Consider the following 25,150-nt stretch of genomic DNA (forward strand, 5'->3'; position numbering starts at 1 on the left):
ATGGCGCTGCCGTCCATTAAAAGGTGAAGGTAATGCAGGTTTATTACGACAAGGATTGCGATCTCTCTCTCATCCAGGGCAAGAAGGTCACCATCCTGGGCTACGGCTCGCAGGGTCATGCTCACGCCAACAACCTCAAGGAATCCGGCGTCGATGTCACCGTTGCGCTGCGTAAGGGTTCCGGTTCCTGGCAGAAGGCAGAAGGGTCGGGTCTGAAAGTCGCTGAAGTGGCTGACGCGGTTTCCGGTGCTGATATCGTCATGTTCCTGGCGCCCGATGAGCACCAGAAGCAGATCTACTATCGTGACGTCGAGCCCAACCTGAAAGAAGGCGCTGCGCTGGCCTTTGCACATGGCTTCAACGTGCATTATCAGCAGATCGAGCCGCGTGAGGATCTGGACGTCATCATGATCGCGCCCAAGGCGCCCGGTCATACCGTACGTCAGACCTACACTCAGGGTGGCGGCGTGCCGAGTCTGATCGCGGTCTATCAGGACAAGTCCGGCAAGGCGCGTGAACTGGCCCTGTCCTACGCCAGTGCCAACGGCGGTGGTCGTGCCGGCATCATTCATACGACCTTCCAGGAAGAGACCGAAACCGATCTGTTCGGTGAACAGGCCGTACTGTGTGGTGGTGCCACAGCGCTGGTTCAGGCGGGCTTTGAAACCCTCGTGGAAGCTGGTTACGCGCCTGAAATGGCCTACTTCGAGTGTCTCCACGAGCTCAAGCTGATCGTTGATCTGATGTATGAAGGCGGTATGGCCGACATGCGCTACTCGATCTCCAACACGGCCGAGTATGGTGACTACGTCACCGGTCCGAAGATCGTGACCGAAGACACCAAAAACGCCATGCGTCAGGTGCTCAAGGACATCCAGGAAGGGACCTTTGCCAAGGACTTCATTCTGGATCACCAGTCCGGTTTTCCGACGCTCAAGGCCAAGCGCCGTCGTGGGGCCGAGCACCAGATCGAGGAGGTCGGCACCAAACTGCGTGGCATGATGCCCTGGATTGCGGCCAACAAGATGGTCGACAAGTCAAAGAACTGATTTGAACGATCCTCAAGAGACTTGAAGCCTCAAGATAACGGATGCGATGACTCGCATCCGTTTTTTTATATCTGCCATGGATGAAGCCTGCCATCCTCGGCAAGCGGTCATCAGGGTGTTTGAAAAAGCTGACCCTGAGCCGTGTTTCGGCCAGCTGGCACAACCAGTACGCGATCGCCGAGCTCAATGATGCCGCCCTGCACGATACGTGCGGTCATTCCGCCATGGCCGCGCAAGGCATTGTAGCCACCCGGGCCCAGCGTCCTTTCCATGAGACTGCAGGGCGCGCAGGGGCCGGTGATCTCGAGGATGACGTCATTACCGACGGCCAGTTGCTGTCCTCGGCAGGCCAGAAGATTGAGTCCCGATACCATAAGATTGCGTCGTAGCAGGGCAGGGGAAAGCGTCGACTTGTTGCAAAAGGCGGCGACAACGGGCAAGTGCTCGGCCTGAAAGAGGGTGACTTCGCGCTTGCCGCCTCGGGCGCTGTAATGATCTCCCTCAATGCCTTTACCCTCGGTCAGGCGCAGCGATGTTGCGACTTCGACCACACCGTGACGTTCAGGGCGACGGCTTAACCAGTCCAGACGGCCGGCGCAAGGAAGCTGCATCATGAGGTTTCTTAAACTCTCCATGGACTCTCCGTGTTAACACCCAGTCATCTTCTATGCTTTGATGGTCGTATCTTTTCAAAGGACATTATTGTCATGACGCAAACGCCTCCGCCGAACAATCGACCGCCCCGCGATCCCTTTTCAGAGTTCAAGGACGATACGGAAGTGGTTGAAGATATCGTGCAAAACGGTGAGCGCATCCGCCGGCGCGGTATTTATTTATTGCCCAACCTGTTTACCACGGCGGCGCTGTTTTCAGGCTTCTTCTCCGTTGTCGCAGCACTCAATGGCAATTTTGGCTCTGCTGCCATCGCCATCTTTGTCTCCATGGTGCTCGATGGCTTTGATGGCCGTGTAGCCCGCATGACCAATACCCAAAGCGCTTTCGGTGAGGAGTATGACAGCCTCGCGGACATGCTTTCCTTCGGGGTCGCCCCTGCCATCGTGGCTTTCGCATGGATACTTCAGGATATCGGCAACCTTGGCTGGATAGCGGCCTTTGTTTATGTGGCCGGCGCAGCGCTGCGTCTGGCGCGCTTTAATGTCCAGATCGGCAGCACCGACAAGAAATGGTTCATCGGACTGCCCAGCCCGTCGGCCGCTGCGGTTGTGGCAGGCTTTGTCTGGACCTTCCACAGCTTCGAGGCCACCGCCTTTGGCTTCAAGGTGCTCATGGCCATCATTGTGGCGGCCGTCGGTATCCTGATGGTCAGCAACATCCGCTATTACAGCTTCAAGGAAGTGGATTTCAAAAGTCCTGTACCCTTTGTGTTCCTGCTGGCCATCGTACTGGCCTTTGTTCTGATCTCGCTGGAACCCGCCATCATGCTGCTGCTGTTGTTTGGCAGCTATGCGGCATCCGGCCCGATCCTTGCCTTCATGCGTCGTACCGGCCATGCCAAACCCATTACCAGCGGCATCGCCAATACCGAAGAAGAGATGGAAACAGCCAATGCCGAAACTCCTGAAACATCAGCGCAGGCTGATGAGGCAGAGGTGGCAGGCTCCTCAGAAACATCAAAAAATGGTGATGAAAGAAAATAGCCTTTTTTTAAAAGAAGGGGTTGCACGAACCGGGGGTGATCTATAAAGTACGCATCCGCTGCCACGGAGCACACGGCGACGAGGCAGCGGGGAAGTTAAGCAGGTGATTGTTTTGACTGGGGTTTTAGTCGCTCAATCAGGATTTCAAATCCAGCCGCTGACTTCCGGATCGAAAAAAAGAGGTTGACTTTTCGATCAAGGGCTGTAAAATGCCCACTCTCTCGAAGCAGCCGCCAACGGCGACTGAGACAGCATCTTCGAGACGCTCTTTAACAAGTCGATCAGGCAATTTGTGTGGGCGTCTGGCTCGTGTGACACCAGTCACATAGATAATCGAGCAGACGAACACTCGTCAAGAGTACCAGTTTGAACTCGAGCCCGGATTGATTCGCCTTTCGAGACTGCCTTGGCAGTGTCGAATAAAGAATCTCAAAGCTTCAAAATAAACTGAAGAGTTTGATCATGGCTCAGATTGAACGCTGGCGGCAGGCCTAACACATGCAAGTCGAGCGGCAGCGGGTCCTTCGGGATGCCGGCGAGCGGCGGACGGGTGAGTAATGCATGGGAATCTGCCCGGTAGTGGGGGATAACTCGGGGAAACCCGAGCTAATACCGCATACGTCCTACGGGAGAAAGCAGGGGATCTTCGGACCTTGCGCTATCGGATGAGCCCATGTCGGATTAGCTTGTTGGTGAGGTAACGGCTCACCAAGGCAACGATCCGTAGCTGGTCTGAGAGGATGATCAGCCACACCGGGACTGAGACACGGCCCGGACTCCTACGGGAGGCAGCAGTGGGGAATATTGGACAATGGGGGAAACCCTGATCCAGCCATGCCGCGTGTGTGAAGAAGGCCCTAGGGTTGTAAAGCACTTTCAGTGGGGAAGAAGGCATGACGATTAATACCCGTCATGAAGGACATCACCCACAGAAGAAGCACCGGCTAACTCCGTGCCAGCAGCCGCGGTAATACGGAGGGTGCAAGCGTTAATCGGAATTACTGGGCGTAAAGGGCGCGTAGGCGGCTTGCCAAGCCGGATGTGAAAGCCCCGGGCTCAACCCGGGAACGGCATTCGGAACTGGCAGGCTAGAGTGCAGGAGAGGAAGGTGGAATTCCCGGTGTAGCGGTGAAATGCGTAGAGATCGGGAGGAATACCAGTGGCGAAGGCGGCCTTCTGGACTGACACTGACGCTGAGGCGCGAAAGCGTGGGTAGCAAACAGGATTAGATACCCTGGTAGTCCACGCCGTAAACGATGTCGACCAGCCGTTGGACCCCTTGAGGGTTTGGTGGCGCAGTTAACGCAATAAGTCGACCGCCTGGGGAGTACGGCCGCAAGGCTAAAACTCAAATGAATTGACGGGGGCCCGCACAAGCGGTGGAGCATGTGGTTTAATTCGATGCAACGCGAAGAACCTTACCTGCTCTTGACATCCTGCGAATCTCCCAGAGATGGGAGAGTGCCTTCGGGAACGCAGAGACAGGTGCTGCATGGCTGTCGTCAGCTCGTGTTGTGAAATGTTGGGTTAAGTCCCGTAACGAGCGCAACCCCTATCCCTTTTTGCCAGCGGTCCGGCCGGGAACTTCAGGGAGACTGCCGGTGACAAACCGGAGGAAGGTGGGGACGACGTCAAGTCATCATGGCCCTTACGAGCAGGGCTACACACGTGCTACAATGGCCGGTACAAAGGGTTGCGAAGCGGCGACGTGAAGCCAATCCCATAAAGCCGGCCTCAGTCCGGATCGGAGTCTGCAACTCGACTCCGTGAAGTCGGAATCGCTAGTAATCGTGGATCAGAATGCCACGGTGAATACGTTCCCGGGCCTTGTACACACCGCCCGTCACACCATGGGAGTGGACTGCACCAGAAGTGGTTAGCTTAACCTTCGGGAGAGCGATCACCACGGTGTGGTTCATGACTGGGGTGAAGTCGTAACAAGGTAGCCGTAGGGGAACCTGCGGCTGGATCACCTCCTTAAACGACAAGTGTTCACGCGAACCAGCGCGTCCACACAAATTGCCTGATCGGATAGAGCGAAGATGCCTGGGTCTGTAGCTCAGTTGGTTAGAGCGCACCCCTGATAAGGGTGAGGTCGGCAGTTCGAGTCTGCCCAGACCCACCAACCTGTCGGGGCCTTAGCTCAGCTGGGAGAGCGCCTGCCTTGCACGCAGGAGGTCAGCGGTTCGATCCCGCTAGGCTCCACCATACAGCCCGGTGTCGGTATCTCGCTTTTACTGATGAAACCACAGTCAAAAGTCATGATGATGACACTCATCGACATGATTTCTGACTGTCTTTTTGACAGTACGCTCTTTAACAATGTGGATCATGCTGACCTGTCGGTCGGTGAACACCTCTCGCCTACGAGAGTGTCGTGACCCGGCCGGCAGAAAACGTATAAATTTACCGTGGTACGTCATGTCGTACGTCACCCGGTAAATGTCGTGTGATTGTGAGACCGGACCCCTTGGGGTTATATGGTCAAGCGATTAAGCGCACACGGTGGATGCCTAGGCAGTCAGAGGCGATGAAGGACGTGACAGCCTGCGATAAGCGTCGGTGAGGTGGCAAATGACCTGCGACCCGGCGATTTCCGAATGGGGAAACCCACTCATCACAAGATGAGTATTCATGAGCCAATACATAACTCATGAAGGCGAACCGGGAGAACTGAAACATCTAAGTACCCCGAGGAAAAGACATCAATTGAGATTCCCCCAGTAGCGGCGAGCGAACGGGGAGCAGCCCTTAAGCAGTGCAACCGATAGGCGAACAGTCTGGGAAGTCTGACCATAGCAGGTGATAGTCCTGTAGCCGAAATCCGAGCATTGTGAAATCGAGTAGGTCGGGGCACGTGAAACCCTGACTGAACATGGGGGGACCATCCTCCAAGGCTAAATACTCCTGACTGACCGATAGTGAACCAGTACCGTGAGGGAAAGGCGAAAAGAACCCCGGCGAGGGGAGTGAAATAGATCCTGAAACCGTGTGCGTACAAGCAGTGGGAGCAGACTTGTTCTGTGACTGCGTACCTTTTGTATAATGGGTCAGCGACTTATTCTCAGTAGCGAGCTTAACCGAATAGGGGAGGCGCAGGGAAACCGAGTCTTAAATGGGCGACTTAGTTGCTGGGAATAGACCCGAAACCGGGCGATCTATCCATGGCCAGGATGAAGGTCAGGTAACACTGACTGGAGGTCCGAACTCAAGTATGTTGAAAAATGCTGAGATGAGCTGTGGATCGGAGTGAAAGGCTAATCAAGCTCGGAGATAGCTGGTTCTCCTCGAAAGCTATTTAGGTAGCGCCTCACGTATTACCACCGGGGGTAGAGCACTGTTTCGGCTAGGGGGCCATCCCGGCTTACCAACCCGAGGCAAACTCCGAATACCGGTGAGTACAGCGTGGGAGACACACAGCGGGTGCTAACGTCCGTTGTGAAAAGGGAAACAACCCAGACCGCCAGCCAAGGTCCCAAAATCCCGGTTAAGTGGGAAACGATGTGGGAAGGCACAGACAGCCAGGAGGTTGGCTTAGAAGCAGCCATCCTTTAAAGAAAGCGTAATAGCTCACTGGTCGAGTCGGCCTGCGCGGAAGATGTAACGGGGCTCAAACCGGGTACCGAAGCTGCGGGTGCATCCTATGGATGCGCGGTAGAGGAGCGTTGTGTAAGCCTGCGAAGGTGTATCGTGAGGTATGCTGGAGGTATCACAAGTGCGAATGCTGACATGAGTAACGACAAGGGCGGTGAAAACCCGCCCCGCCGGAAGACCAAGGGTTCCTGTTCGACGTCAATCGGAGCAGGGTGAGTCGGCCCCTAAGGCGAGGCTGAAAAGCGTAGTCGATGGGAAACGGGTCAATATTCCCGTACCGGATGTTATTGCGATGGGGGGACGAAGAAGGCTAGGTGAGCCAGGCGTTGGTTGTCCTGGTGAAAGCATGTAGGCCTGGGGATCAGGCAAATCCGGTCCTCTACAAGCCGAGATGCGAGACGAACAGACTACGGTCTGGAAGTCACTGATGCCACGCTTCCGGGAAAAGCCTCTAAGCTTCAGATAACATGCGACCGTACCCCAAACCGACACAGGTGGTCAGGTAGAGAATACCAAGGCGTATGAGAGAACTCGGGTGAAGGAACTAGGCAAAATGGCACCGTAACTTCGGGAGAAGGTGCGCCGGCCAGGGTGATGGGACTTGCTCCCCTAGCCCTGACCGGCCGAAGAGACCAGGTGGCTGCAACTGTTTATTAAAAACACAGCACTCTGCCAACGCGTAAGCGGACGTATAGGGTGTGACGCCTGCCCGGTGCCGGAAGGTTAATTGATGGTGTTAGCCGCAAGGCGAAGCTCTTGATCGAAGCCCCGGTAAACGGCGGCCGTAACTATAACGGTCCTAAGGTAGCGAAATTCCTTGTCGGGTAAGTTCCGACCTGCACGAATGGCGTAATGATGGCCACGCTGTCTCCACCCGAGACTCAGTGAAATTGAAATCGCTGTGAAGATGCAGTGTACCCGCGGCTAGACGGAAAGACCCCGTGAACCTTTACTATAGCTTCACACTGGACGCTGATGTTACTTGTGTAGGATAGCTGGGAGGCTTTGAAACCCCGACGCCAGTCGGGGTGGAGCCAACCTTGAAATACCAGCCTGGTATCATCGGCGTTCTAACTCCGCACCGTGATCCGGTGTGAGGACAGTGTGTGGTGGGTAGTTTGACTGGGGCGGTCTCCTCCCAAAGAGTAACGGAGGAGCACTAAGGTACCCTCAGCACGGTTGGAAATCGTGCAATGAGTGCAAGAGCATAAGGGTGCTTGACTGCGAGACGGACATGTCGAGCAGGTGCGAAAGCAGGTTCTAGTGATCCGGTGGTTCTGTATGGAAGGGCCATCGCTCAACGGATAAAAGGTACTCCGGGGATAACAGGCTGATACCGCCCAAGAGTTCATATCGACGGCGGTGTTTGGCACCTCGATGTCGGCTCATCACATCCTGGGGCTGAAGTCGGTCCCAAGGGTATGGCTGTTCGCCATTTAAAGTGGTACGCGAGCTGGGTTTAGAACGTCGTGAGACAGTTCGGTCCCTATCTGCCGTGGGCGTCGGAAGTTTGAGAAGTGCTGCTCCTAGTACGAGAGGACCGGAGTGGACGCACCGCTGGTGTACCGGTTGTCATGCCAATGGCACCGCCGGGTAGCTATGTGCGGACGGGATAACCGCTGAAGGCATCTAAGCGGGAAGCCCCCTTCAAGATGAAACTTCCCTGGAGCCTCGAGCTCCCTGAAGGGCCCTCGAAGACGACGAGGTCGATAGGCGCGGTGTGTAAGTGCAGTAATGCATTGAGCTGACGCGTACTAATTGCCCGTGAGGCTTGACCATATAACACCCAAGTGGTTCGCATCACACGATGTTGGATACGATAGCGTATCGATCAGCATGATCCCGATTTTGACCCGCTGCCGAAAGGCAGCCGGTCTGCAGAATTGTCTGACGACCATAGCGTGCCGGTCCCACCCGATCCCTTTCCGAACTCGGTAGTGAAACGGCTCCGCGCCGATGGTAGTGTGGGGTCTCCCCATGTGAGAGTAGGTCATCGTCAGACACCCCTTCCGAACCCCGGTCCAATGGACCGGGGTTCTTTTATGTGCGCTCGAAAAAACGGCCGGGCCCGACCCCGCCCCGTCACTGACGTGACCGGGCAGGGCGCGGGCTCAGTCGGCGCTGTCCTGTACGGCGAGGGCATCGAACAGGTCTTTGTTCATTGTCGTTGTTCTATCTCTGATGTCAGATGCCTATCACCAAACGCATTGTTTATATGGAAAAATCAGTCTTTTTCCATGCAAAGAGACTTGGTATTAATCCGTTTTTTGCACCACAATGATCAGGCAAGTGCCCGAGGGCCGGGTACATCGTTGATGCAATAAAGACAGTAGGCAAGGGAGAGCTGATGATGAAGAAGACACTGGGCGTTTTGCTGGCTGCAATGCTGGTATTTGCTGTGGCCGGTTGTGACAATGATGACGGCCCCGCCGAAGAAACCGGCGCCAAGATTGATAACGCCGCTGACAATGCTGGTGATGCTGCCAGCGACGCTGCTGATTCCATGGGTGATGCTACCAGCGATGCAGCTGACTCTGTTGGTGATGCTGCCAGTGATGCTGCTGACTCCACGGGTCAGGCCATGGAAGATGCCGGTGACTCCATCAGCGACAGCGCTGAAGAGCACAGCAACTGATCTACCTTTCGTAGCGTAGAGAAGAAAAAAGCCTCCAGACCATGGACCATGGTCTGGAGGCTTTTTGCCATGGGGCAACGCCTGTATCCTGCCCCCGATTAATCCATTACTGGGCGCTGGCTGCACCCACAGCGGCACCCGCAGCACCGCCAATCAGGGCGCCGGTACCTGCACTGCCACCCGTGACCGCGCCTGCTGCTGCGCCTGTCAAACCGCCAATACCTGCCCCTTGTGCTGCGCTACGCCCCGTTGGGCTACTGCAGGCAGTCAGAAGGGTGAGTGCTCCTACAACGCTCATTACCAGAATGCTCTTATGCATGTATGTCTCCTTGCAGGCCTTGTATAAAAGAGAGTCGAATCTCACCACTATCGGCCCACGCCCTGAGTTCTTTATACGCCTGAAAATATATGCCCGAAAACCCTGAATATAAAAAGCCCTGCACTGGGCAGGGCTTTATAAATCAGGACTTTTGTTGGGATCAGCCTGGTCCCCGCTGGCTGGCAGGGACCATATAATGCTGCCTTAGTCCCAGGTCAGCGCGCCGCCGGTCTGATATTCGGTGACTCGCGTCTCAAAGAAGTTCTTTTCCTTGGGCAGGTCAATCAGTTCCGACATCCAGGGGAACGGATTTTCCACGTCATCAAAGAGCAGACCCAGACCGATCTGTTCACTGCGGCGATTGGCGATGAACTGCATGTACTGTTCGGTAAGCTCTGCATTCAGCCCGAGGATGCCGCGTGGCATGGTTTCACGACCGTAGGCCGCTTCAAGCTGGTAGGCTTCCATCAGCATGCCGCGTACTTCCTGCTGGAAGGCGTCATCCCACAGGTGCGGGTTTTCGATCTTGATCTGGTTGATGCAGTCGATGCCGAAGTTCAGGTGAATCGACTCATCGCGCAGGATGTACTGATACTGCTCGGCGATGCCCACCATCTTGTTGCGACGCCCCAATGCCAGGATCTGAGCAAAGCCGGTGTAAAACCACATGCCTTCAAACACGACATAGAAGGCTACCAGTGCGCGCAAAAATGCCTGATCACGTTCAACGGTACCGGTGGTGAAGCTCGGATCTTCCAGCGCCTGTGTGTACTTGAGCGCCCAGGCATCCTTGTCGGTAATCGAGGGGATTTCCCGATACATGTTGAAGAGCTCACCCTCATCCAGACCCAGTGATGTGCAGATATACTGGAAGGTATGTGTGTGAATGGCTTCTTCAAAGGCCTGACGAAGCAGGTACTGACGGCATTCCGGATTGGTAATGTTGCGATAGACGGCCAGTACGATGTTATTGGCCACCAGTGATTCGGCGGTCGCAAAAAAGCCAAGGTTGCGCTTGAGCATCAGCACTTCGTCTTCGGTCAGCCCCTGTGGGCTGTTCACCGGGGCACGCCATGTGGCGATATCGCCCTGCATGGAAACTTCAGTCGGCATCCAGTGATTATTGCAACCGGAGAGATACTTTTCCCAGGCCCAGCTGTACTTCAGCGGCAGCAGCTGATTGACGTCGCTTTGTGCATTGATCATGGCCTTCTGGCTGGCATCGATACGCTGAGCGCCTACCTGAATTTCGCCCAGACCGCTGTTATCGACCTGATCATTGTCATCGGTGAATAGCGTTGTCTCTTGCATCGTTTTCTCCCTTGCCATCGCCTGACCGTATCAACGGTGAGGGTGGTCCTGAATTCGGTAGACGATGACCCGAACGGGTCATCGTCGTATTGATCAAATTACTGGCAGGCTTCGCAGTCCGGATCATCAAGTGAGCAGGCCAGCGGCGGTGCCGAGCCCAGGGGCTGCTGGGGAGCCTGCGAGGCTTCCGATGAGGGCGAGGATGCCGGCTGAGGTGTCGGTGCGTTGGGCTTGACGCCGGTCAGCTTGCCGTCTGTTCCCTTGAGCGTTGATTTCTCAAGTCGGGTCGAAGCCTGTGCACGGAGGTAGTAGGTCGTCTTCAGACCCAACTGCCACGCCATTCGATAGGTGGTATCCAGCTTGCGACCCGAAACCCCGCTGATGTAGAGATTCAGGGACTGGGCCTGATCAATCCACTTCTGACGACGCGAGGCAGCCTCGACAATCCAGCGTGCTTCGATCTCGAAAGCCGTGGCGTAGCGCTGCTTGAGATCGTCCGGAATACGGTCGATCGGCTGAAGCGAGCCATCGTAGTACTTGAGGTCATTGATCATGACTTCATCCCACAGGCCGCGCTCCTTGAGCGCATGAACCATGTGCGAGTTGACGACGGTGAACTCGCCCGACAGGTTCGATTTCACATACAGGTTCTGATAGGTCGGCTCGATCGACTGCGTCACACCACAGATATTGGAAATGGTGGCCGTGGGTGCGATGGCCATGACGTTGGAATTACGCATGCCCTGACGACGGACCTTGTCGCGGATGCGATCCCAGTCCTGCGTGGTGGACGTATCCATCTGCACATACTGTTCGCCACGCTCGCGCTGGAGGTCAAGAATCGAGTCGATGGGCAGCACGCCCTGACTCCAGAGCGAACCTTCATAGGATTCATAATGGCCGCGCTCGGCTGCCAGGTCGCTGGACGCTTCAATGGCGTGATAGCTGATCAGCTCCATGGAGTGATCGGCAAAGGTCACGGCATCATCGGAAGCGTAGGCGATCCCTTGCTTGTAGAGCGCGTCCTGAAAGCCCATCAGACCCAGACCAACCGGACGGTGACGGAAGTTGGAGCGCCTGGCCTGCGGCACGGCGTAGTAGTTGATGTCGATAACGTTATCGAGCATGCGAACGGCCGTCTTGACCGAGCGCTTGAGCTTTTCGCTGTCCAGCTGACCATCGACCACGTGGGCGGCCAGGTTGATCGATCCCAGGTTGCACACTGCAATTTCGTCGACGCTGGTATTGAGCGTGATCTCGGTGCACAGGTTGGACGAGTGCACGACGCCGGCATGACGCTGCGGGCTGCGCAGGTTGCACGGATCCTTGAACGTGATCCAGGGATGGCCTGTTTCAAACAGCATCGACAGCATCTTGCGCCACAGATCCTTGGCCTGAACGCGCTTGAACAGCGTGATCTCGCCGGTCTGCGTCATGGCTTCGTACTCTTCATAACGCTTTTCAAACGCCGCGCCATAAAGATCATGCAGGTCAGGGCAGGTGGCCGGTGAAAACAGCGTCCATTCCTTTTCTTCGCTGACGCGCTTCATGAACAGGTCCGGCACCCAGTTGGCCGTATTCATGTCGTGCGTACGGCGACGATCATCGCCGGTGTTCTTGCGAAGCTCGAGGAATTCCTCGACGTCCATATGCCAGGTTTCCAGGTACGAGCAGACTGCGCCCTTGCGCTTGCCGCCCTGGTTGACCGCTACGGCCGTGTCGTTGACAACCTTGAGAAAGGGCACAACACCCTGAGACTTGCCGTTGGTGCCCTTGATATAGGAGCCCAGAGCACGCACCGGTGTCCAGTCGTTGCCAAGGCCGCCGGCCCACTTGGAGAGCATGGCGTTATCACGGATGGCACCGTAGATGCCTTCAAGGTTGTCCGGAACGGTAGTCAGGTAGCATGAGGACAGCTGGCTGCGCACGGTACCGGCGTTGAACAGCGTAGGCGTCGAGGTCATGTAATCGAAACTCGACAGCAGCTCATAAAACTCGATGGCGCGCGCTTCGCGATCCTGCTCGTTCAGAGAGAGGCCCATGGCGACACGCATGAACATGACCTGCGGCAGTTCGTAACGAACGCCATCGCGGTGCAGGAAGTAGCGGTCGTAAAGCGTCTGCAGGCCCAGATAGGTGAACTGATTGTCACGCTCATGGCTCAGGGCATCACCGAGACGCTCAAGGTCGAATTCGGCCAGTACCGGATCAAGCTGCTCGAATTCGATGCCGCGCTTGATATAGTTTTTGAAAGCCGGCTTGTAGAGCGTGGCCATGTCACCAAAGGTGGCTTCCTGGGCAACTTCCAGGAAGGAGAGCGCCTCACGACGCAGATTGTCCTGCAAAAGACGCGCGGTCACGAAGGTATAGTTGGGCTCCTTCTCGACCAGCATGCGCGCGGTCATCATCAGTGCCGTGGCGACGCCATCGGGAGTCACGCCGTCGTAGAGGTTGCGCAGTGATTCATCGACGATGCGACGCACTTCCACGTTATCCAGATCTGCGCAGGCTTCGGTGACCAGCGTTTCAATACGGGCCAGATCCAGCGGGCGGCGGCTGCCGTCAGGCTGTGTGACATTGATGGTGGGGTGGGGCTTTTCGATGCCCTGATGCTGAGCGGCGCGAGCGCGGGCATGCTCTTCGCGATACAGCACGTAGGCACGTGCCACCTTGTGCTCGCCCGAGCGCATCAATGCCAGCTCGACCTGATCCTGAATATCCTCGATATGCAGGGTGCCACCTTCGGGCATACGACGTGCAAACGTCTCCATGATGGACTGCGTCAGCTGCTCCACCAGCTCGCGAATACGCGAAGAGCCGGCGGCGTTGTCGCCTTCCACGGCCAGAAAGGCCTTGCTCATGGCCACGGAGATCTTGCTCGCATCAAAGGTGGCGGTATCACCGGTACGCTTGATGACGCGCAGTTGCTGATCGGACTTGCGCGTATGAGCATCATCAAAGGTTGATGAGGTATCACGCTCTGTATGCGAGGTTTCCATAACGTTACCTTCCTGCCGTAAGGTCAAAACCATGCCGTGCCTGTCATTTGCGCAATGAAAAACAGACAGCAACAGGGTCAAAAAATTGGATTGAAGGGTATTGACACCGGGTAAGTGTTTTTGCTTCTAAACACTACATGGTGTGTCTTCTCAAAAAGTAGGCACAATATAGTGTGTCTGGAAGAACGTCTCAACACGAAAAGGTGGGGTATTCTGTGGACAAGTTGTGCTTATTTTTCTGAAAGCCCTGTAATGACTGGAGTATTTGCAGTTACATGAAAAAATCTGCGAGCCATGTGGTGTTTTGTCGCGAATATTTCAGCTGGTTCAGTGACACGCTGGCAGGCGGCATACCGATCGAAATTCATGCCGATCAGAGCCTGCTGATGAGAATCGTGTGCAAATAGGTGGCTTCTGTATGGGCAGTTTCGTGTAACAGTGGCACAATGTTGCCAAATTTGAACGACCGTTGGGTTTAAAGGTCACATGTATTTATCGCTGTCTGCCTGTCGTATGCCCGGGCGCTGCCCGGGCAACATGCCGGTGACGGCACGGAAGCTTCTTTATCAATGATCGGACGGACGAGCCTTGGATAACATTACAACCGCCAACGAACACATTCTTATCATCGAAGATGATGAACGACTGGCCGCGTTGACGCGTGAGTATCTTGAAGGCAACGGTTTCAGGGTCAGCGTTGAGCACGACGGGACCAATGGTGTCGAGCGTATTCTTTCCCTGCGACCGGACCTGGTCATTCTTGACCTGATGCTGCCTGGTGAAGATGGTCTGTCCATCTGCCGCCGCGTACGTCACCAGTACCCCGGCCCCATTTTGATGCTGACGGCACGTACCGATGACATGGATCAGGTGCTGGGTCTTGAAATGGGGGCCGATGATTACGTGCCCAAGCCGGTACCGCCGCGTGTTCTGTTGGCGCGCATGCGCGCCCTGCTGCGTCGTGCCGACGGATCGGAAACGCCTGAGCACGAGGAAACCCGCCTCGAGTTTCGCGATCTGGTGGTGGACTCGTCTACCAGAGAAGCCTGGCTCAACGGTGAGCGCATCGACTTGACCAGCGCGGAGTTTGATCTCTTGTGGCTTCTGGCTTCCCATGCCGGACGGGTACTGACGCGCGAAGAGATCTTCTCGGCGCTGCGGGGCATTCGTTATGATGGACAGGATCGTTCGATAGACGTTCGTGTCTCTCGCATCCGGCCCAAGATCGGTGATGACCCGCATCAGCCGCAGCGTATCAAGACAGTGCGCAGCAAGGGATATCTGTTCGTTCGAGAGATCTAAGCCGGCAACGACCTGATCTCGTTTCGTAAAGGGCGGCTTCGTCTACTGTAAAGAACCATGTGCAAAGGATAGACGATGCCGTCAAAATTCCCCTCTCTGGTCTCATGGCACTCCCGCGCTGGCAGCGTGGATGGTGTAGCGCCGCCGCCTCACAGGCCGCTGTCCGCCCACGGTGGTTTTCGCAGACTTTATCTGACCCTGTTTTTCTCGCTCATGGCCATTTTCTGGGTGGGCGTGGTCGCCTCATGGCTGATTGACGACTGGCGAGAGGATCACTATCGCCAGCGTCTCGCCAGCGGGCCGATGGCACTGCTCACCTCATTGGTGGCCAGTCAGCCTGAAAGCTCTCGCGATGCATGGTTGAGTGCCTACGAGGATGAGCTGGGCATTCGTCTGGCGCTGTCGGATTCCGAAACGCTGATGCTTGGCTTCATGGACCGTCGACGTCTGGCGCAGGGAGAGGTACTGGCCCGCCAGGCACAGGGGGAAATTGGCTGGCAGCTCTATCAGCGTCTGCCCGGTGAAAACGATGCCATTCTTGTTGCGCATTTTACCGGTCTTTCCGAACAGCAGCCCCTGCAGCTCGTCTCCCTGTTGCGACAGTGGCTGGAGCTGTCTCCTGACGATGAGCGCGAGGCCCGTTTTCAGGAGCTGCGAAGCCGTATCTCCCTGCCGATGGGCATGGGCAGCGGTACGCCTCCAGGGCTGTCCAATAGTCAGCTGGAGCAGCTCAATGCCGGACATGTCGTGATCAACGTCGTGGCCGAGCGCTCAAGCCTTGGTTTCTATGCCCAGTTCTCGGGCGGTCGATGGATCATGGTCGGGCCGCTGTCACCCTTTGAATCCCTGCCCATTCTGACCATTGCCACGGTCATGGCGCTAATGCTGACCCTGCTGGGAACCGCCATCTACCTCATCATGCGCAGCGTGGAGAAGCGCCTGACGCGGCTTGAGCAGACCACGGCAAGCTTTACGGCAGGGGACTACAACGCGCGTGTGACCATTCAGGAAGGGGAGTATCTGACCCAGCTGGGATTGGCCTTTAATACCATGGCCGATCAGGTTCAGGCAGTTCTCTCATCGCAGCAGGACCTGATGCGCGCCGTCTCGCACGAGTTTCGAACGCCGGTGGCCCGCGTGCGATTTGCGCTGCAGATGGTTGATGACATGAGCGAGTCACCGGGTATTCGTCGTCTGCTCAAGGGTGTGGATGACGATATCGAGTCCATTGACCGGCTGATCGATGAAATCCTGACCTATGCGCGTCTGGATAGCGCAACCGACGGATTATTACCGCTGGAACCGGTCAGTCTTGAAGTGCGCGATATCGCCGACCGTGTCGTCGAGACGCTGACGCCGCTGCATCCGCAACTGACGTTTGAAGTCACCGGCGGCCAGGATCTCAACGTGCATGCCGATGCGCGCTACCTGCAGCGAGCGCTGCAGAATCTGGTCTCCAATGCCTGCACTCACGCCAGCAGCCGCGTTCACGTACGTCTGTTGGGCGATGAGCGCATGGTGTATCTCAGCGTCGAGGACGATGGCGCGGGTGTACCACTGGAAGAACGCGAGCGTATTTTCAAACCCTTCGCCCGCATTGATGACAGTCGTACCCGCCATCAGCCGGGCATCGGTGGCTATGGCCTGGGGTTGGCGATCGTGGCCCGTATCGTACATTGGCATCATGGTCGTATTACGGTCGACACCGCCCCCGAGCTGGGAGGCGCGCAGTTTATCCTCTCCCTGCCGCGTCATTACGAAGCGGCGGAAGACTACGCCTGAGCCTCTCTCAGTTGGCCGGTCTTATGCCGTTGAGCACGGAAAAGGAAGTTTCGCGCGCCGTGCGCAGAAAATCACTCATCCACACCTGGTTCATCTGGTCGAGCCGAACGGCGGCATAAAGCGTGCCCCACACTCCCTCACGGCCCAGTGAACAGGCCTTCACGTAATCCTTTTCCAGATACTCGGTCAATGCCCAGTTTGGCAGGGCGCAGACGCCTCGCTCACTCGCAACCAGCTGCATCATCATCATGGTCAGCTCGGCCGTTCGGGTCTCGCGGGGATGAATGCCGGCCGGCTCAAGAAAACGTGTGAAAACATCCAGTTTGGAATGCTCCACCGGATAGGTGATCAGGGTCTGATCAATCAGGTCCTCCGGCGCGATATAGCGCCTGTCGGCCAGGGGATGCTGTCTGGCCACGGCCAGCAGGCTTTCATAGCGAAAGAGCGGTTCATAGTGAATACGCGGCAGCGATTGAGGGTCGGCCGTAATGACCAGGTCGAGCTGCTCGCGTGCCAGTGCCGGTAGCGGGTCAAAATGCTGGCCGGCCGGGATATCCACTTCGACCTCGGGCCAGTGATTGCGAAAGTGGTCGATGGTTGGCATGAGCCACTGAAAGCAACTGTGACATTCAATCGCCATATGCAGACGGCCCTGTTCCCCGCCGGCCATGCGCGCGATATCACGCTCGGCATTACGAATCTGGGGCAGAACCTGTTCCGCCAGCCCCAGCAGTCTCTGGCCGGCACGCGTGAACTGTACCGGGCGCGTCTTGCGCAGAAAAAGCGGGCAATCCAGTCGCTCTTCCAGATCCTTGAGCTGATGAGACAAGGCCGACTGGGTCAGATGCACGCGCTCGGCGGCCTCGACCAGTGACCCGGTATCGCGCAGTGCCAGCAGGGTACGCAGGTGCCGGAACTCGATCATTAACGCTTCTCTCTCATGGCTGGTCTGAAAAATGAGTCATTAGTAGTTGCCTGGCGATGGGCCATATTATGCCTTCGAGCGGCACTCGGCATCCGGCAGCAGCAGGTCACGATCACCAAAATCCGAAGGACAAAGGGCATCCGGGTGCGTAATACGTTTCAACAGCGCTGATAGCAGGCCTGTATCGGGGCGTGGCATATCGACCGATCGCGAGGTGACAGGCTGCCAGCTGCCGTTGTCGTCGCGTTCAGCAATATCAAAGGCAAAGGAGTAGGTGCCGGGTTGACCCATGCGCAGGTCGGTTACGATCAGAGTGCCATCGCGCTCCTCGCTGCGCCAGTAGGGGGCGGCAAACCAGCCCAGGCGTTGACCGGCCCAGCTATCGGTCAGAAAATCGCGGGCGGCCATCGGTCGGCGAAAACTGTCGAAGGTCAGGGTGTGAGGGGCGTCAAACAGGCTGACCAGTGCTTCGAGCTGGCGGTCATCATCGATCACCGTGACGCGCCAGACCAGCGTGTTAAACGGAGTAGGCTGGACCATGACCGGACGGTCAGCCAGCCCGCGCTGGATCAGTGCCGGTGATACCTGGGCCAGCACCATGGATTTGGCTGCGATGGAAAAGCCCAGATAGGCGGTGGACATGGCCAGACCGATGACAACGGCGCGTCCATGTATGCCCCGGATCAGCGCCACGATGATGGCCAGCAATATGGGAAGCGTATAGAGCGGATCGATGATGAAAATCGTTTTCCACGCCACGGGCGGTGAGGCGATGGGCCAGAGCAGCTGGGTACCGTAGGTGGTAAAGGCGTCCAGAAGGGGATGGGTCACCAGGCACAGCCACCAGAACCAGAGCCACTGTCGAGCAGGAATCTGTTTGGCCGCCGGCAGGCGCGTACAGACCAGCGTCAATACACCGGCCAGCAGTGACAGGATAAATATCGAATGCGTGACGCTGCGATGATAGGTGTAGTCGGCCACGGCGCTGCCGTGGTCGATAAAGCTGTCCAGATCCGGCAGGGTGGCGGCCACGGCGCCGAGCAGAATCGACTTGCGGCCCAGTCGACGCCCCAGAATGGCGCCACCCAGTGCGCCGCCGAGGCAGGCCTGTGTCAGGGAATCCATCGCTTTTGTGTCACTCCTTTGATTGATGGACGTCACATCAGGCCATGGCAGGCTATGCTTGTCCTGCCAGAGCCGGTTTCAATACGGCGGGAAGCCGGCCGTGTGATCAAAGAGTAACAAGGAGTGGTGAACATGTCCCTGAACCAGCGTCAACACGATGCCTTTAGAGCGCTGGCGGCCGACACCGATGGCATCGATGTTGACGTCTATCAGCGCTTTGACCGTGACCCGCTCGACCCCATTATCGGACTGGGGCAGCGCAATCTACGCATCGGATTTTTTGGTCGGGACCCTGGGCGCGACGAAGTGCGTTACGGTGAGCCCTTTATTGGGGCGGGTGGTCAACTGGTCAGAAAGGCACTTTATGAGCACCTGTACGGCGAGCAGATGCCTGATTTCGATGCCTCACGCGCCGTGGGAGAGCATTTTTTCTGGATCAACACGGTGCCCTACAAGCCGATAGGCAACAAGGCCTGGTCGATGAAGGTCAAGCGTCACTTTCATGATTTGATGAACGAGCTTTTGATCTCGCACTGGGAAGGGCGCTCGCTGATCACGCTGGGGCGCGAGGCCTTTTTGTGGTTTGGGATTAACCAGCCCAAAACAGAGCGTGACCGCCTTGAAGCGTTCTGGAAACGTGACGATCGATTTGAGAGCAGTATCGAGGTGACACTTAAAGGTCCACAGGGAGAGGCGCGGCCGTTTACACTCTATCCACTGCCTCATCCGTCGCCGCTGAATCAGACCTGGTATGCCCGTTTTCCGGGGCTTCTGGCACAGCGCCTGAACCAGCTGGAGGTCAGAACCGACAATCTGACGCTTTGATGGTGAGGTGGCTAGTCAGGTCGAATGGCCATGCGGCCGCTGCCGCAAAACATCACTGCCAGTGCCGCGCCCAGCATCAGTATTTCGGTTTCGATGCGCCAGCCACCGGTGTCGCTCAATGCCCAGACAGCGCCAAGGCGCATCAGAACAATGGCAAAGAGCATGTTGATGGCCGCCAGGGCTCCCCCGATTCGACAGCGCCAGCCGGCAAGGATCATCAGTGGCGCCACCAGCTCGCCGACGAATACGCCGAAAGCCAGCGGTGCAGGCAGGCTCCAGCTCTGGAGATGATCGCCGATGCGATCCACCACGCCGGGCGCGCCGATCTTGGCAATGCCGTGCAGCAACAGTGTCACGCCCAGCACCATGCGAAGGATCAGTTTGCCCAGATGTTCATTGTTGAAAAATGACATGATCTATCCTGTGTACCGGTGCTGACTTGAAAAACGATCTGCCTGCCGGCATTACAGTGCCATCGTTTCAGGATATTCACCAGATTGCATACGTTGGCCGAACGTGGCAGCCAATGTGTCATGTGCGTTCAAAAGCACGCGCCACAAGACCCCGAGGAGAACATCGTGCAATACCTACACACTATGGTACGTATCACGGATATTGATCAGTCCCTGCATTTTTACTGCGATCTGCTGGGCATGAAGGAAGTGCGCCGCAAGGAGAGCGAGAAGGGACGTTTTACCCTGATTTTCCTGGCCGCCAATGATGATGAGGCCTCTTCCAGCGAGCAGCAGGCGCCGGAGCTTGAGCTGACATGGAACTGGGACCCGGAAGAGCTGACCACGGGCGCGCGCAATTTCGGCCATCTGGCCTATCGCGTTGATGACATCTACGCCACCTGTCAGCACCTGATGGACAATGGCGTCACGATCAATCGCCCGCCGCGCGACGGCCACATGGCCTTCGTCAAATCGCCCGACGGCATCTCCATCGAGCTGCTGCAAAAGGGTGACGCGAAGCCCTCTCAGGAACCTTGGGCTTCAATGGAAAATACCGGTAGCTGGTAAATTCCCGTCGTCATGACGCAACAGGGGCCCCTTTTGGGGCCCCTGTTGCGTCAGGCCGATATATCAGGTTTATCCCTTTGCGTAGCAGGTTCCCGGCAGATGAAGATGCCTGGCCAGGTGCTCTATGCCCTTCACGCAGCGCGGGGCAATCGGCGTACACAGTATCCAGGGCAGCGCTATCAGCGCGATGGACAGCGAGCCCATGTAAACATCCTGAAGCCAGTGCGCGCCCACCATGACGCGCGGTGCACTGAGCACGGCCACCATGATGGCACTCAAAATGGCCGGGCGGCGATCGCCAAAGCGCAGAATGAACCCCGTAAAGACCATCAGCATCAGACCATGGTCACCGGGAAAGCTGTTTTTGGCCGCATCCTTGGTATCAAACGACACCAGATCGCTCAGGAGATGGGCATGCTCAAAGCTCAGCGTCGGGCTTGGATGGCCGTAGGGTAGCCTGTTGGTGGCCACCGCCAGAAGCCCAGCGGTGATCAACATGGTCAGGCCAACTCCAAGCCAGCGCCAGAGGCGCCCCGGACGGACATCAAGCGAGATCGCCCAGACAAAAATGCCCAGCAGCATGACCAGTGAGGCGGCATCAAAGTAGCGGGTATTCACCGCGCCCAGAACATTGACCCATATAGGATGCTCACTGGTAATGAACTGGTTGAAAAACCAGAACACATGGTCATCCAGCAGTGACCAGACCGACAGCCATAGCCAGCTGGCAAACAGGACAAGTCCTGCCAGATTGCAGTAGATGATTCGTGCTGGATTCATGACCCCCCCCTCCTGAGGCAGACCAAAACCCCGGCTCAATCGCAGTGAGCCTTCCGATGGCGACGGCTCGCACAAACGGCAAGCCTGTTTGAAAGACGAACCAGACCGTGAACGGCGCTTGACACCAGTGGCGTACACAGCACCCAGGGCAGTGCAATCAAGGCGATCGACAGGGCCCCCACGGAAACATCACTGACCCAGTGCGCGCCCACCATGATGCGCGGGGCGCAGACGAGCATGACCAGCGCGGTGGCGGCCCAGGCCACCAGACGGTCGGCAAAGCGCCACATGAAGGCGGCAAAGATCATGGCCATGAGCCCGTGGTCACTGGGAAAGCTGCTCGACGCGGCATCCTTGGCCGGTAGACGGGTCAGCTCCGAGAGCCGATTAACGTGATCGAGCATTGCGGTCGGACTGGCATGCCTGTAGGTCATGACGTGATGCACGAGGGTCTGAAGGACCAGAGCGGTGACCGTCATGACAAGACCAATGGCCCCCCACTTGAGCCAGCTGCCCTGCGGGTCACGCTTCATGGCGAGATAGAGCATGACCACCAGCAGTACGAACATTGCCTTGTCGAAGGCGCGCGTATTGAGCGCGGCGAGAATGGTGGTCCAGTTCGGGTAATCCGTCGTGATGAACTGATTGAAAAACCAGAAGATGGCATCGTCCACGGAAGACCAGACCAGAAACCGGGGTAACCACCAGGTGGTGACCAGGGCCACGCCCAGCAGGTTATAAAGAAGGATTCGACGAAAATTCATGGTAGACACGGCGCAGTTATAAAACGGTGTTCATTGTAATTTAATGTTCTGTTAATAAAAAGTGGCAAGCAGCAATGGACGTGCGGGAAGGCAGCCATTGCGATAGCCACAGGGCCTGTAGAAACAAAAACAGCAGGCCCGGGGGCCTGCTGCAGGGAAGTGTCACGGCGGGTGCGTGACGATGAGGGGATAAAAAACTATAGGGTTTCGATGGTCCGACGCTGCGCCAGTAATGTCTCTCGATTGGCGCGGGCCTCCTCGAGCTTGGCGCGCTCCTTGTCGACCACGGCCGCCGGGGCCTTGCTCATGAAGCTTTCGTTGCCGAGCTTTTTCTCGACGCCATCCATCAGCTTCTGTTGTTTTTCGATGTCGCGATCGATTCGCGCCAGTTCGGCATCGCGGTCGATATGGCCGGCCATCGGCACATGCACTTCCATGGTGCCGACACGCTGAACGCTGGAAGCCGGCACATCCTTTGGAGTAACGAAGCGCATGCTTTCCAGGCGCGCCAGCCTGGCCAGGAACAGGGCGTTGTCTTCAAGGCGCTGGCGGTCGGCATCTTCACCGTAGGTCAGCAGCACTTCCAGCGGCTTGCCCGGGGCGATATTGAGTTCGGCGCGGATGTTACGAATGGCGATGATGACCGCCTTGACCCACTCGATATCGGCAATGGCGCCCTCATCGATACGGCTTGCATCCGCCTGCGGCCAGGGCTGAACCATGAGGGAGCTGCCCTGCTGCTCGATGTCCACACCGGCCAGCAGCGATACCTTCTGCCAGATCTCCTCGGTGATAAACGGCATCATCGGATGGGCCAGCCGCAGAATGGCCTCAAGCACGCGCACCAGCGTGCGGCGCGTGCCGCGGCGTGCTTCAGGTGTGGCCTCGGCGTCCCACAGTACCGGCTTGGAGAGCTCCAGATACCAGTCGCAGTACTCGTTCCAGACAAAGTCATAAAGCGCCTGGGAGGCGTGATCGAAGCGGTACTCGTCCAGCGCCTTCGTGACTTGGGTCTCGACCTGCTGAAGGCGCGAGACGATCCAGCGATCCGCCAGTGACAGTGCCACTTCGCCGTCAGGCCCGCAGTCCTCACCCTCGGTGTTCATCAGCACGTAGCGCGCAGCGTTCCAGAGCTTGTTGCAGAAGTTGCGATAGCCCTCAAGACGCCCGGCGTCGAACTTGACGTCCCGTCCGGTGCTGGCCAGCGACAAAAAGGTGTAGCGCAGGGCATCGGTGCCGTTGGATTCAATCCCGTCGGGAAATTCCGCGCGCGTGGCCTTCGCGATCGCCTTCGCCTTTTGCGGCTGCATCATGGCGCCGGTGCGCTTTTCCAGCAGCGTGTCCAGGTCGATGCCGTCGATCAGATCGATCGGGTCGAGCACGTTGCCCTTGGACTTGGACATTTTCTGGCCCTGGCTATCGCGCACCAACCCGTGGACATAGACCGTCTTGAACGGAACCTGACCGGTGAACTTGAGCGTCATCATGATCATCCGGGCGACCCAGAAGAAAATGATGTCAAAACCTGTCACCAGCGTACTGGTCGGGTGGAAGGTTTCGAGTTCCGGGGTCTTTTCCGGCCAGCCCAGCGTGCCGAAGGTCCAGAGACCGGAGCTGAACCAGGTGTCCAGTACGTCGTCGTCCTGGGTCAGGATGGTTTCTGGAGAGAGGGCGTATTTTTCGCGCGCCTCTTCCTCGCTGCGCGCGACATAGAACTTCCCGGTCTCGTCATACCAGGCCGGAATGCGATGTCCCCACCAGAGCTGACGCGAAATGCACCAGTCCTGCAGGTCGCGCATCCACGAGAAGTACATGTTCTCGTAGCTTTTGGGGACGAAGCGGATATCGCCGTTTTCCACCGCCTCGATGGCCGGTTTCGCCAGCGTTTCGACGGCCACGAACCACTGGTCGGTCAGAAGCGGCTCGATGACATCGCCGGAGCGGTCGCCGTAGGGCAGGGTGTTGGTGATGGTCTCGACCTTCTCCAGAAGCCCCAGCGCGTCCATGTCCGCCACAATCCTTTCGCGCGCCTCAAAGCGCGGCAGGCCCTGATAGGCCTCGGGCAGAGTGGTATCGATGTCGTCGCGCGGGCTGCCGTCCATGTTGAAGACTTCAGCCGCTTCGCGAATAAAGGCCTGCTGGGTGAAGACGTTGATCAGCGCGCTGTCATGACGACGGCCCACGCCGTAGTCATTGAAGTCGTGCGCCGGGGTGATCTTCACACAGCCCGAGCCCTTTTCCATGTCAGCATGCTCGTCGGCAATCACCGGAATACGACGACCCACCAGCGGCAGGGTCACGTATTTGCCGATCAGGGAGGCGTAGCGTTCATCATTCGGGTTGACCGCCACGCAGGTGTCACCCAGAAGCGTTTCCGGGCGGGTGGTGGCGACCACCAGATGATTCAGGCCGGCTTCGGTCGTCACACCATCGGCCAGCGGATAGCGGAAATGCCAGAACTGGCCCTGCTGGTCGCGATTTTCCACTTCCAGGTCCGAGATCGCCGTGCCCAGCGTCGGGTCCCAGTTGACCAGTCGCTTGCCGCGATAGATCAGGCCCTCATCGTGCAGGCGCACGAAGGCTTCGCGCACCGCGTTGGAAAAGCCCTCATCCATGGTGAAGCGCTCACGACTCCAGTCGACACTGGTGCCCATGCGCCGCAGCTGGCGGGTGATGTGGCCACCGGATTCGTTTTTCCACTCCCACACCTTGTCGATGAACGCCTCGCGACCGAGGTCGTGGCGCGACTGGCCGGTCTCGTGCTGCAGCTTGCGTTCAACCAGCATCTGGGTCGCGATGCCGGCATGGTCGGTGCCGATCTGCCACAGGGTGTTATGGCCCTTCATGCGCTGATAGCGAATCAGGGTATCCATCAGCGTGTCCTGGAAGGCATGCCCCATGTGCAGACTGCCGGTCACATTGGGCGGCGGAATCATGATGGTGTAGGGCGAACCCTGCCCTGTGGGGGCAAAATAGCCTCTGGATTCCCAGTGCTGATACCAGGCGCGTTCGATCGATTCAGGCTGATAGGTTTTTTCCATGGACCGGCTCGGTTTGAAG

18 protein-coding genes, 2 tRNA genes and 3 rRNA genes are annotated in these 25,150 nt (G+C 57.3%); 13 read left to right on the forward strand and 10 right to left on the reverse strand.

What is annotated here, in order from left to right; all coding sequences use genetic code 11:
- The first annotated feature begins 32 nt into the window (after window positions 1-32).
- On the forward strand, window positions 33-1,049 hold the full coding sequence (gene ilvC, locus B9G99_RS09685; protein WP_086621989.1) for a ketol-acid reductoisomerase: 1,017 nt from the start codon (window positions 33-35) through the stop codon (window positions 1,047-1,049).
- A 110-nt stretch (window positions 1,050-1,159) separates the two neighbouring features.
- On the opposite strand, the gene B9G99_RS09690 is transcribed toward ilvC, so the two are convergent.
- On the reverse strand, window positions 1,160-1,684 hold the full coding sequence (locus B9G99_RS09690; RefSeq protein WP_086621991.1) for an MOSC domain-containing protein: 525 nt from the start codon (window positions 1,682-1,684) through the stop codon (window positions 1,160-1,162).
- Between the two features lie 72 nt (window positions 1,685-1,756).
- On the opposite strand from B9G99_RS09690, the gene pssA reads away from it, so the two are divergent.
- The 7 genes from pssA (at window position 1,757) to B9G99_RS09725 (ending at window position 8,936) form a co-directional block, all read left to right on the forward strand.
- Window positions 1,757-2,707 (forward strand): CDP-diacylglycerol--serine O-phosphatidyltransferase, encoded by a 951-nt coding sequence (gene pssA, locus B9G99_RS09695; protein ID WP_086621992.1) that lies wholly within the window; start codon window positions 1,757-1,759, stop codon window positions 2,705-2,707.
- Between the two features lie 444 nt (window positions 2,708-3,151).
- Window positions 3,152-4,687: ribosomal RNA gene (locus B9G99_RS09700) — 16S ribosomal RNA — on the forward strand.
- A gap of 68 nt (window positions 4,688-4,755) precedes the next feature.
- Window positions 4,756-4,832, forward strand: a tRNA-Ile gene (locus tag B9G99_RS09705).
- A gap of 7 nt (window positions 4,833-4,839) precedes the next feature.
- Window positions 4,840-4,915: transfer RNA gene (locus B9G99_RS09710), tRNA-Ala, on the forward strand.
- Window positions 4,916-5,189: 274 nt separating this feature from the next.
- Window positions 5,190-8,080 (forward strand): 23S ribosomal RNA (locus B9G99_RS09715).
- Window positions 8,081-8,187: 107 nt separating this feature from the next.
- Window positions 8,188-8,303: ribosomal RNA gene (gene rrf / locus B9G99_RS09720) — 5S ribosomal RNA — on the forward strand.
- The 16S, 23S and 5S rRNA genes sit together here with 2 tRNA genes alongside, the layout of an rRNA operon.
- Before the next feature lie 345 nt (window positions 8,304-8,648).
- Window positions 8,649-8,936, forward strand: a complete 288-nt coding sequence (locus tag B9G99_RS09725; RefSeq protein ID WP_174678763.1) for a hypothetical protein — start codon at window positions 8,649-8,651, stop codon at window positions 8,934-8,936.
- A 106-nt stretch (window positions 8,937-9,042) separates the two neighbouring features.
- On the opposite strand, the gene B9G99_RS09730 is transcribed toward B9G99_RS09725, so the two are convergent.
- The 3 genes from B9G99_RS09730 to B9G99_RS09740 all read right to left on the reverse strand — a co-directional run bounded on the left by B9G99_RS09730 (window position 9,043) and on the right by B9G99_RS09740 (window position 13,565).
- Window positions 9,043-9,255: a YMGG-like glycine zipper-containing protein gene (locus tag B9G99_RS09730; protein WP_086621994.1), complete on the reverse strand. Its 213-nt coding sequence runs from the start codon at window positions 9,253-9,255 to the stop codon at window positions 9,043-9,045.
- Window positions 9,256-9,459: 204 nt separating this feature from the next.
- Window positions 9,460-10,566 (reverse strand): ribonucleotide-diphosphate reductase subunit beta, encoded by a 1,107-nt coding sequence (locus B9G99_RS09735; RefSeq protein ID WP_086621996.1) that lies wholly within the window; start codon window positions 10,564-10,566, stop codon window positions 9,460-9,462.
- 98 nt (window positions 10,567-10,664) lie between these two features.
- Complete coding sequence (locus tag B9G99_RS09740; RefSeq protein WP_086621998.1) at window positions 10,665-13,565, reverse strand: ribonucleoside-diphosphate reductase subunit alpha; 2,901 nt, start codon at window positions 13,563-13,565, stop codon at window positions 10,665-10,667.
- A 275-nt stretch (window positions 13,566-13,840) separates the two neighbouring features.
- Between B9G99_RS09740 and B9G99_RS17180 the strand changes: the two genes are divergently transcribed.
- The 3 genes from B9G99_RS17180 to B9G99_RS09750 all read left to right on the forward strand — a co-directional run bounded on the left by B9G99_RS17180 (window position 13,841) and on the right by B9G99_RS09750 (window position 16,649).
- Complete coding sequence (locus tag B9G99_RS17180) at window positions 13,841-13,972, forward strand: hypothetical protein (RefSeq protein WP_257789344.1); 132 nt, start codon at window positions 13,841-13,843, stop codon at window positions 13,970-13,972.
- A gap of 181 nt (window positions 13,973-14,153) precedes the next feature.
- Window positions 14,154-14,867, forward strand: a complete 714-nt coding sequence (locus tag B9G99_RS09745; protein WP_086621999.1) for a winged helix-turn-helix domain-containing protein — start codon at window positions 14,154-14,156, stop codon at window positions 14,865-14,867.
- Between the two features lie 75 nt (window positions 14,868-14,942).
- On the forward strand, window positions 14,943-16,649 hold the full coding sequence (locus tag B9G99_RS09750) for an ATP-binding protein (RefSeq protein ID WP_086622001.1): 1,707 nt from the start codon (window positions 14,943-14,945) through the stop codon (window positions 16,647-16,649).
- 7 nt (window positions 16,650-16,656) lie between these two features.
- Here B9G99_RS09750 and B9G99_RS09755 read toward each other — a convergent pair whose 3' ends face one another.
- Window positions 16,657-17,574, reverse strand: a complete 918-nt coding sequence (locus tag B9G99_RS09755) for a LysR family transcriptional regulator (protein ID WP_086622003.1) — start codon at window positions 17,572-17,574, stop codon at window positions 16,657-16,659.
- Between the two features lie 66 nt (window positions 17,575-17,640).
- Entirely contained in the window at window positions 17,641-18,699 is a 1,059-nt protein-coding gene (locus tag B9G99_RS09760; RefSeq protein WP_086622005.1) for a metal-dependent hydrolase, read from the reverse strand.
- Between the two features lie 132 nt (window positions 18,700-18,831).
- Between B9G99_RS09760 and B9G99_RS09765 the strand changes: the two genes are divergently transcribed.
- Window positions 18,832-19,524, forward strand: coding sequence for a uracil-DNA glycosylase family protein (locus B9G99_RS09765; protein ID WP_086622007.1), 693 nt, complete (start codon window positions 18,832-18,834; stop codon window positions 19,522-19,524).
- Window positions 19,525-19,535: 11 nt separating this feature from the next.
- On the opposite strand, the gene B9G99_RS09770 is transcribed toward B9G99_RS09765, so the two are convergent.
- Window positions 19,536-19,937: a DoxX family protein gene (locus tag B9G99_RS09770; RefSeq protein ID WP_086622009.1), complete on the reverse strand. Its 402-nt coding sequence runs from the start codon at window positions 19,935-19,937 to the stop codon at window positions 19,536-19,538.
- Window positions 19,938-20,102: 165 nt separating this feature from the next.
- On the opposite strand from B9G99_RS09770, the gene gloA reads away from it, so the two are divergent.
- Window positions 20,103-20,546 carry a lactoylglutathione lyase gene (gloA, locus tag B9G99_RS09775; protein WP_086622011.1) on the forward strand — a complete coding sequence of 148 codons (444 nt, stop codon included), beginning with the start codon at window positions 20,103-20,105 and terminating at the stop codon, window positions 20,544-20,546.
- 69 nt (window positions 20,547-20,615) lie between these two features.
- Here the strand turns inward: gloA and B9G99_RS09780 are convergent, their stop codons facing one another.
- The 3 genes from B9G99_RS09780 to B9G99_RS09790 form a co-directional block, all read right to left on the reverse strand.
- Window positions 20,616-21,326, reverse strand: coding sequence for a phosphatase PAP2 family protein (locus B9G99_RS09780; protein ID WP_086622013.1), 711 nt, complete (start codon window positions 21,324-21,326; stop codon window positions 20,616-20,618).
- A gap of 35 nt (window positions 21,327-21,361) precedes the next feature.
- Complete coding sequence (locus tag B9G99_RS09785) at window positions 21,362-22,090, reverse strand: phosphatase PAP2 family protein (RefSeq protein WP_086622015.1); 729 nt, start codon at window positions 22,088-22,090, stop codon at window positions 21,362-21,364.
- Between the two features lie 197 nt (window positions 22,091-22,287).
- The gene (locus B9G99_RS09790; protein ID WP_086622016.1) at window positions 22,288-25,131 is read right to left on the reverse strand and encodes a valine--tRNA ligase; all 2,844 of its coding nucleotides are present in this window, start codon (window positions 25,129-25,131) and stop codon (window positions 22,288-22,290) included.
- Window positions 25,132-25,150: the final 19 nt, after the last annotated feature.

This window comes from Kushneria konosiri (assembly GCF_002155145.1).
In the GTDB taxonomy this organism is placed as follows: domain Bacteria; phylum Pseudomonadota; class Gammaproteobacteria; order Pseudomonadales; family Halomonadaceae; genus Kushneria; species Kushneria konosiri.

Coding starts and splice junctions, on each gene's coding strand:
- B9G99_RS09765 (WP_086622007.1), top strand. CDS start 18,832: ATGTCCCTGAACCAGCGTCAACACGATGCCTTTAGAGCGCTGGCGGCC.
- B9G99_RS09780 (WP_086622013.1), bottom strand. CDS start 21,326: ATGAATCCAGCACGAATCATCTACTGCAATCTGGCAGGACTTGTCCTG.
- B9G99_RS09760 (WP_086622005.1), bottom strand. CDS start 18,699: ATGGATTCCCTGACACAGGCCTGCCTCGGCGGCGCACTGGGTGGCGCC.
- B9G99_RS09785 (WP_086622015.1), bottom strand. CDS start 22,090: ATGAATTTTCGTCGAATCCTTCTTTATAACCTGCTGGGCGTGGCCCTG.
- B9G99_RS17180 (WP_257789344.1), top strand. CDS start 13,841: ATGAAAAAATCTGCGAGCCATGTGGTGTTTTGTCGCGAATATTTCAGC.
- pssA (WP_086621992.1), top strand. CDS start 1,757: ATGACGCAAACGCCTCCGCCGAACAATCGACCGCCCCGCGATCCCTTT.
- B9G99_RS09750 (WP_086622001.1), top strand. CDS start 14,943: ATGCCGTCAAAATTCCCCTCTCTGGTCTCATGGCACTCCCGCGCTGGC.
- B9G99_RS09735 (WP_086621996.1), bottom strand. CDS start 10,566: ATGCAAGAGACAACGCTATTCACCGATGACAATGATCAGGTCGATAAC.
- B9G99_RS09770 (WP_086622009.1), bottom strand. CDS start 19,937: ATGTCATTTTTCAACAATGAACATCTGGGCAAACTGATCCTTCGCATG.
- B9G99_RS09755 (WP_086622003.1), bottom strand. CDS start 17,574: ATGATCGAGTTCCGGCACCTGCGTACCCTGCTGGCACTGCGCGATACC.
- B9G99_RS09790 (WP_086622016.1), bottom strand. CDS start 25,131: ATGGAAAAAACCTATCAGCCTGAATCGATCGAACGCGCCTGGTATCAG.
- B9G99_RS09690 (WP_086621991.1), bottom strand. CDS start 1,684: ATGGAGAGTTTAAGAAACCTCATGATGCAGCTTCCTTGCGCCGGCCGT.
- B9G99_RS09730 (WP_086621994.1), bottom strand. CDS start 9,255: ATGCATAAGAGCATTCTGGTAATGAGCGTTGTAGGAGCACTCACCCTT.
- ilvC (WP_086621989.1), top strand. CDS start 33: ATGCAGGTTTATTACGACAAGGATTGCGATCTCTCTCTCATCCAGGGC.
- B9G99_RS09725 (WP_174678763.1), top strand. CDS start 8,649: ATGATGAAGAAGACACTGGGCGTTTTGCTGGCTGCAATGCTGGTATTT.
- B9G99_RS09740 (WP_086621998.1), bottom strand. CDS start 13,565: ATGGAAACCTCGCATACAGAGCGTGATACCTCATCAACCTTTGATGAT.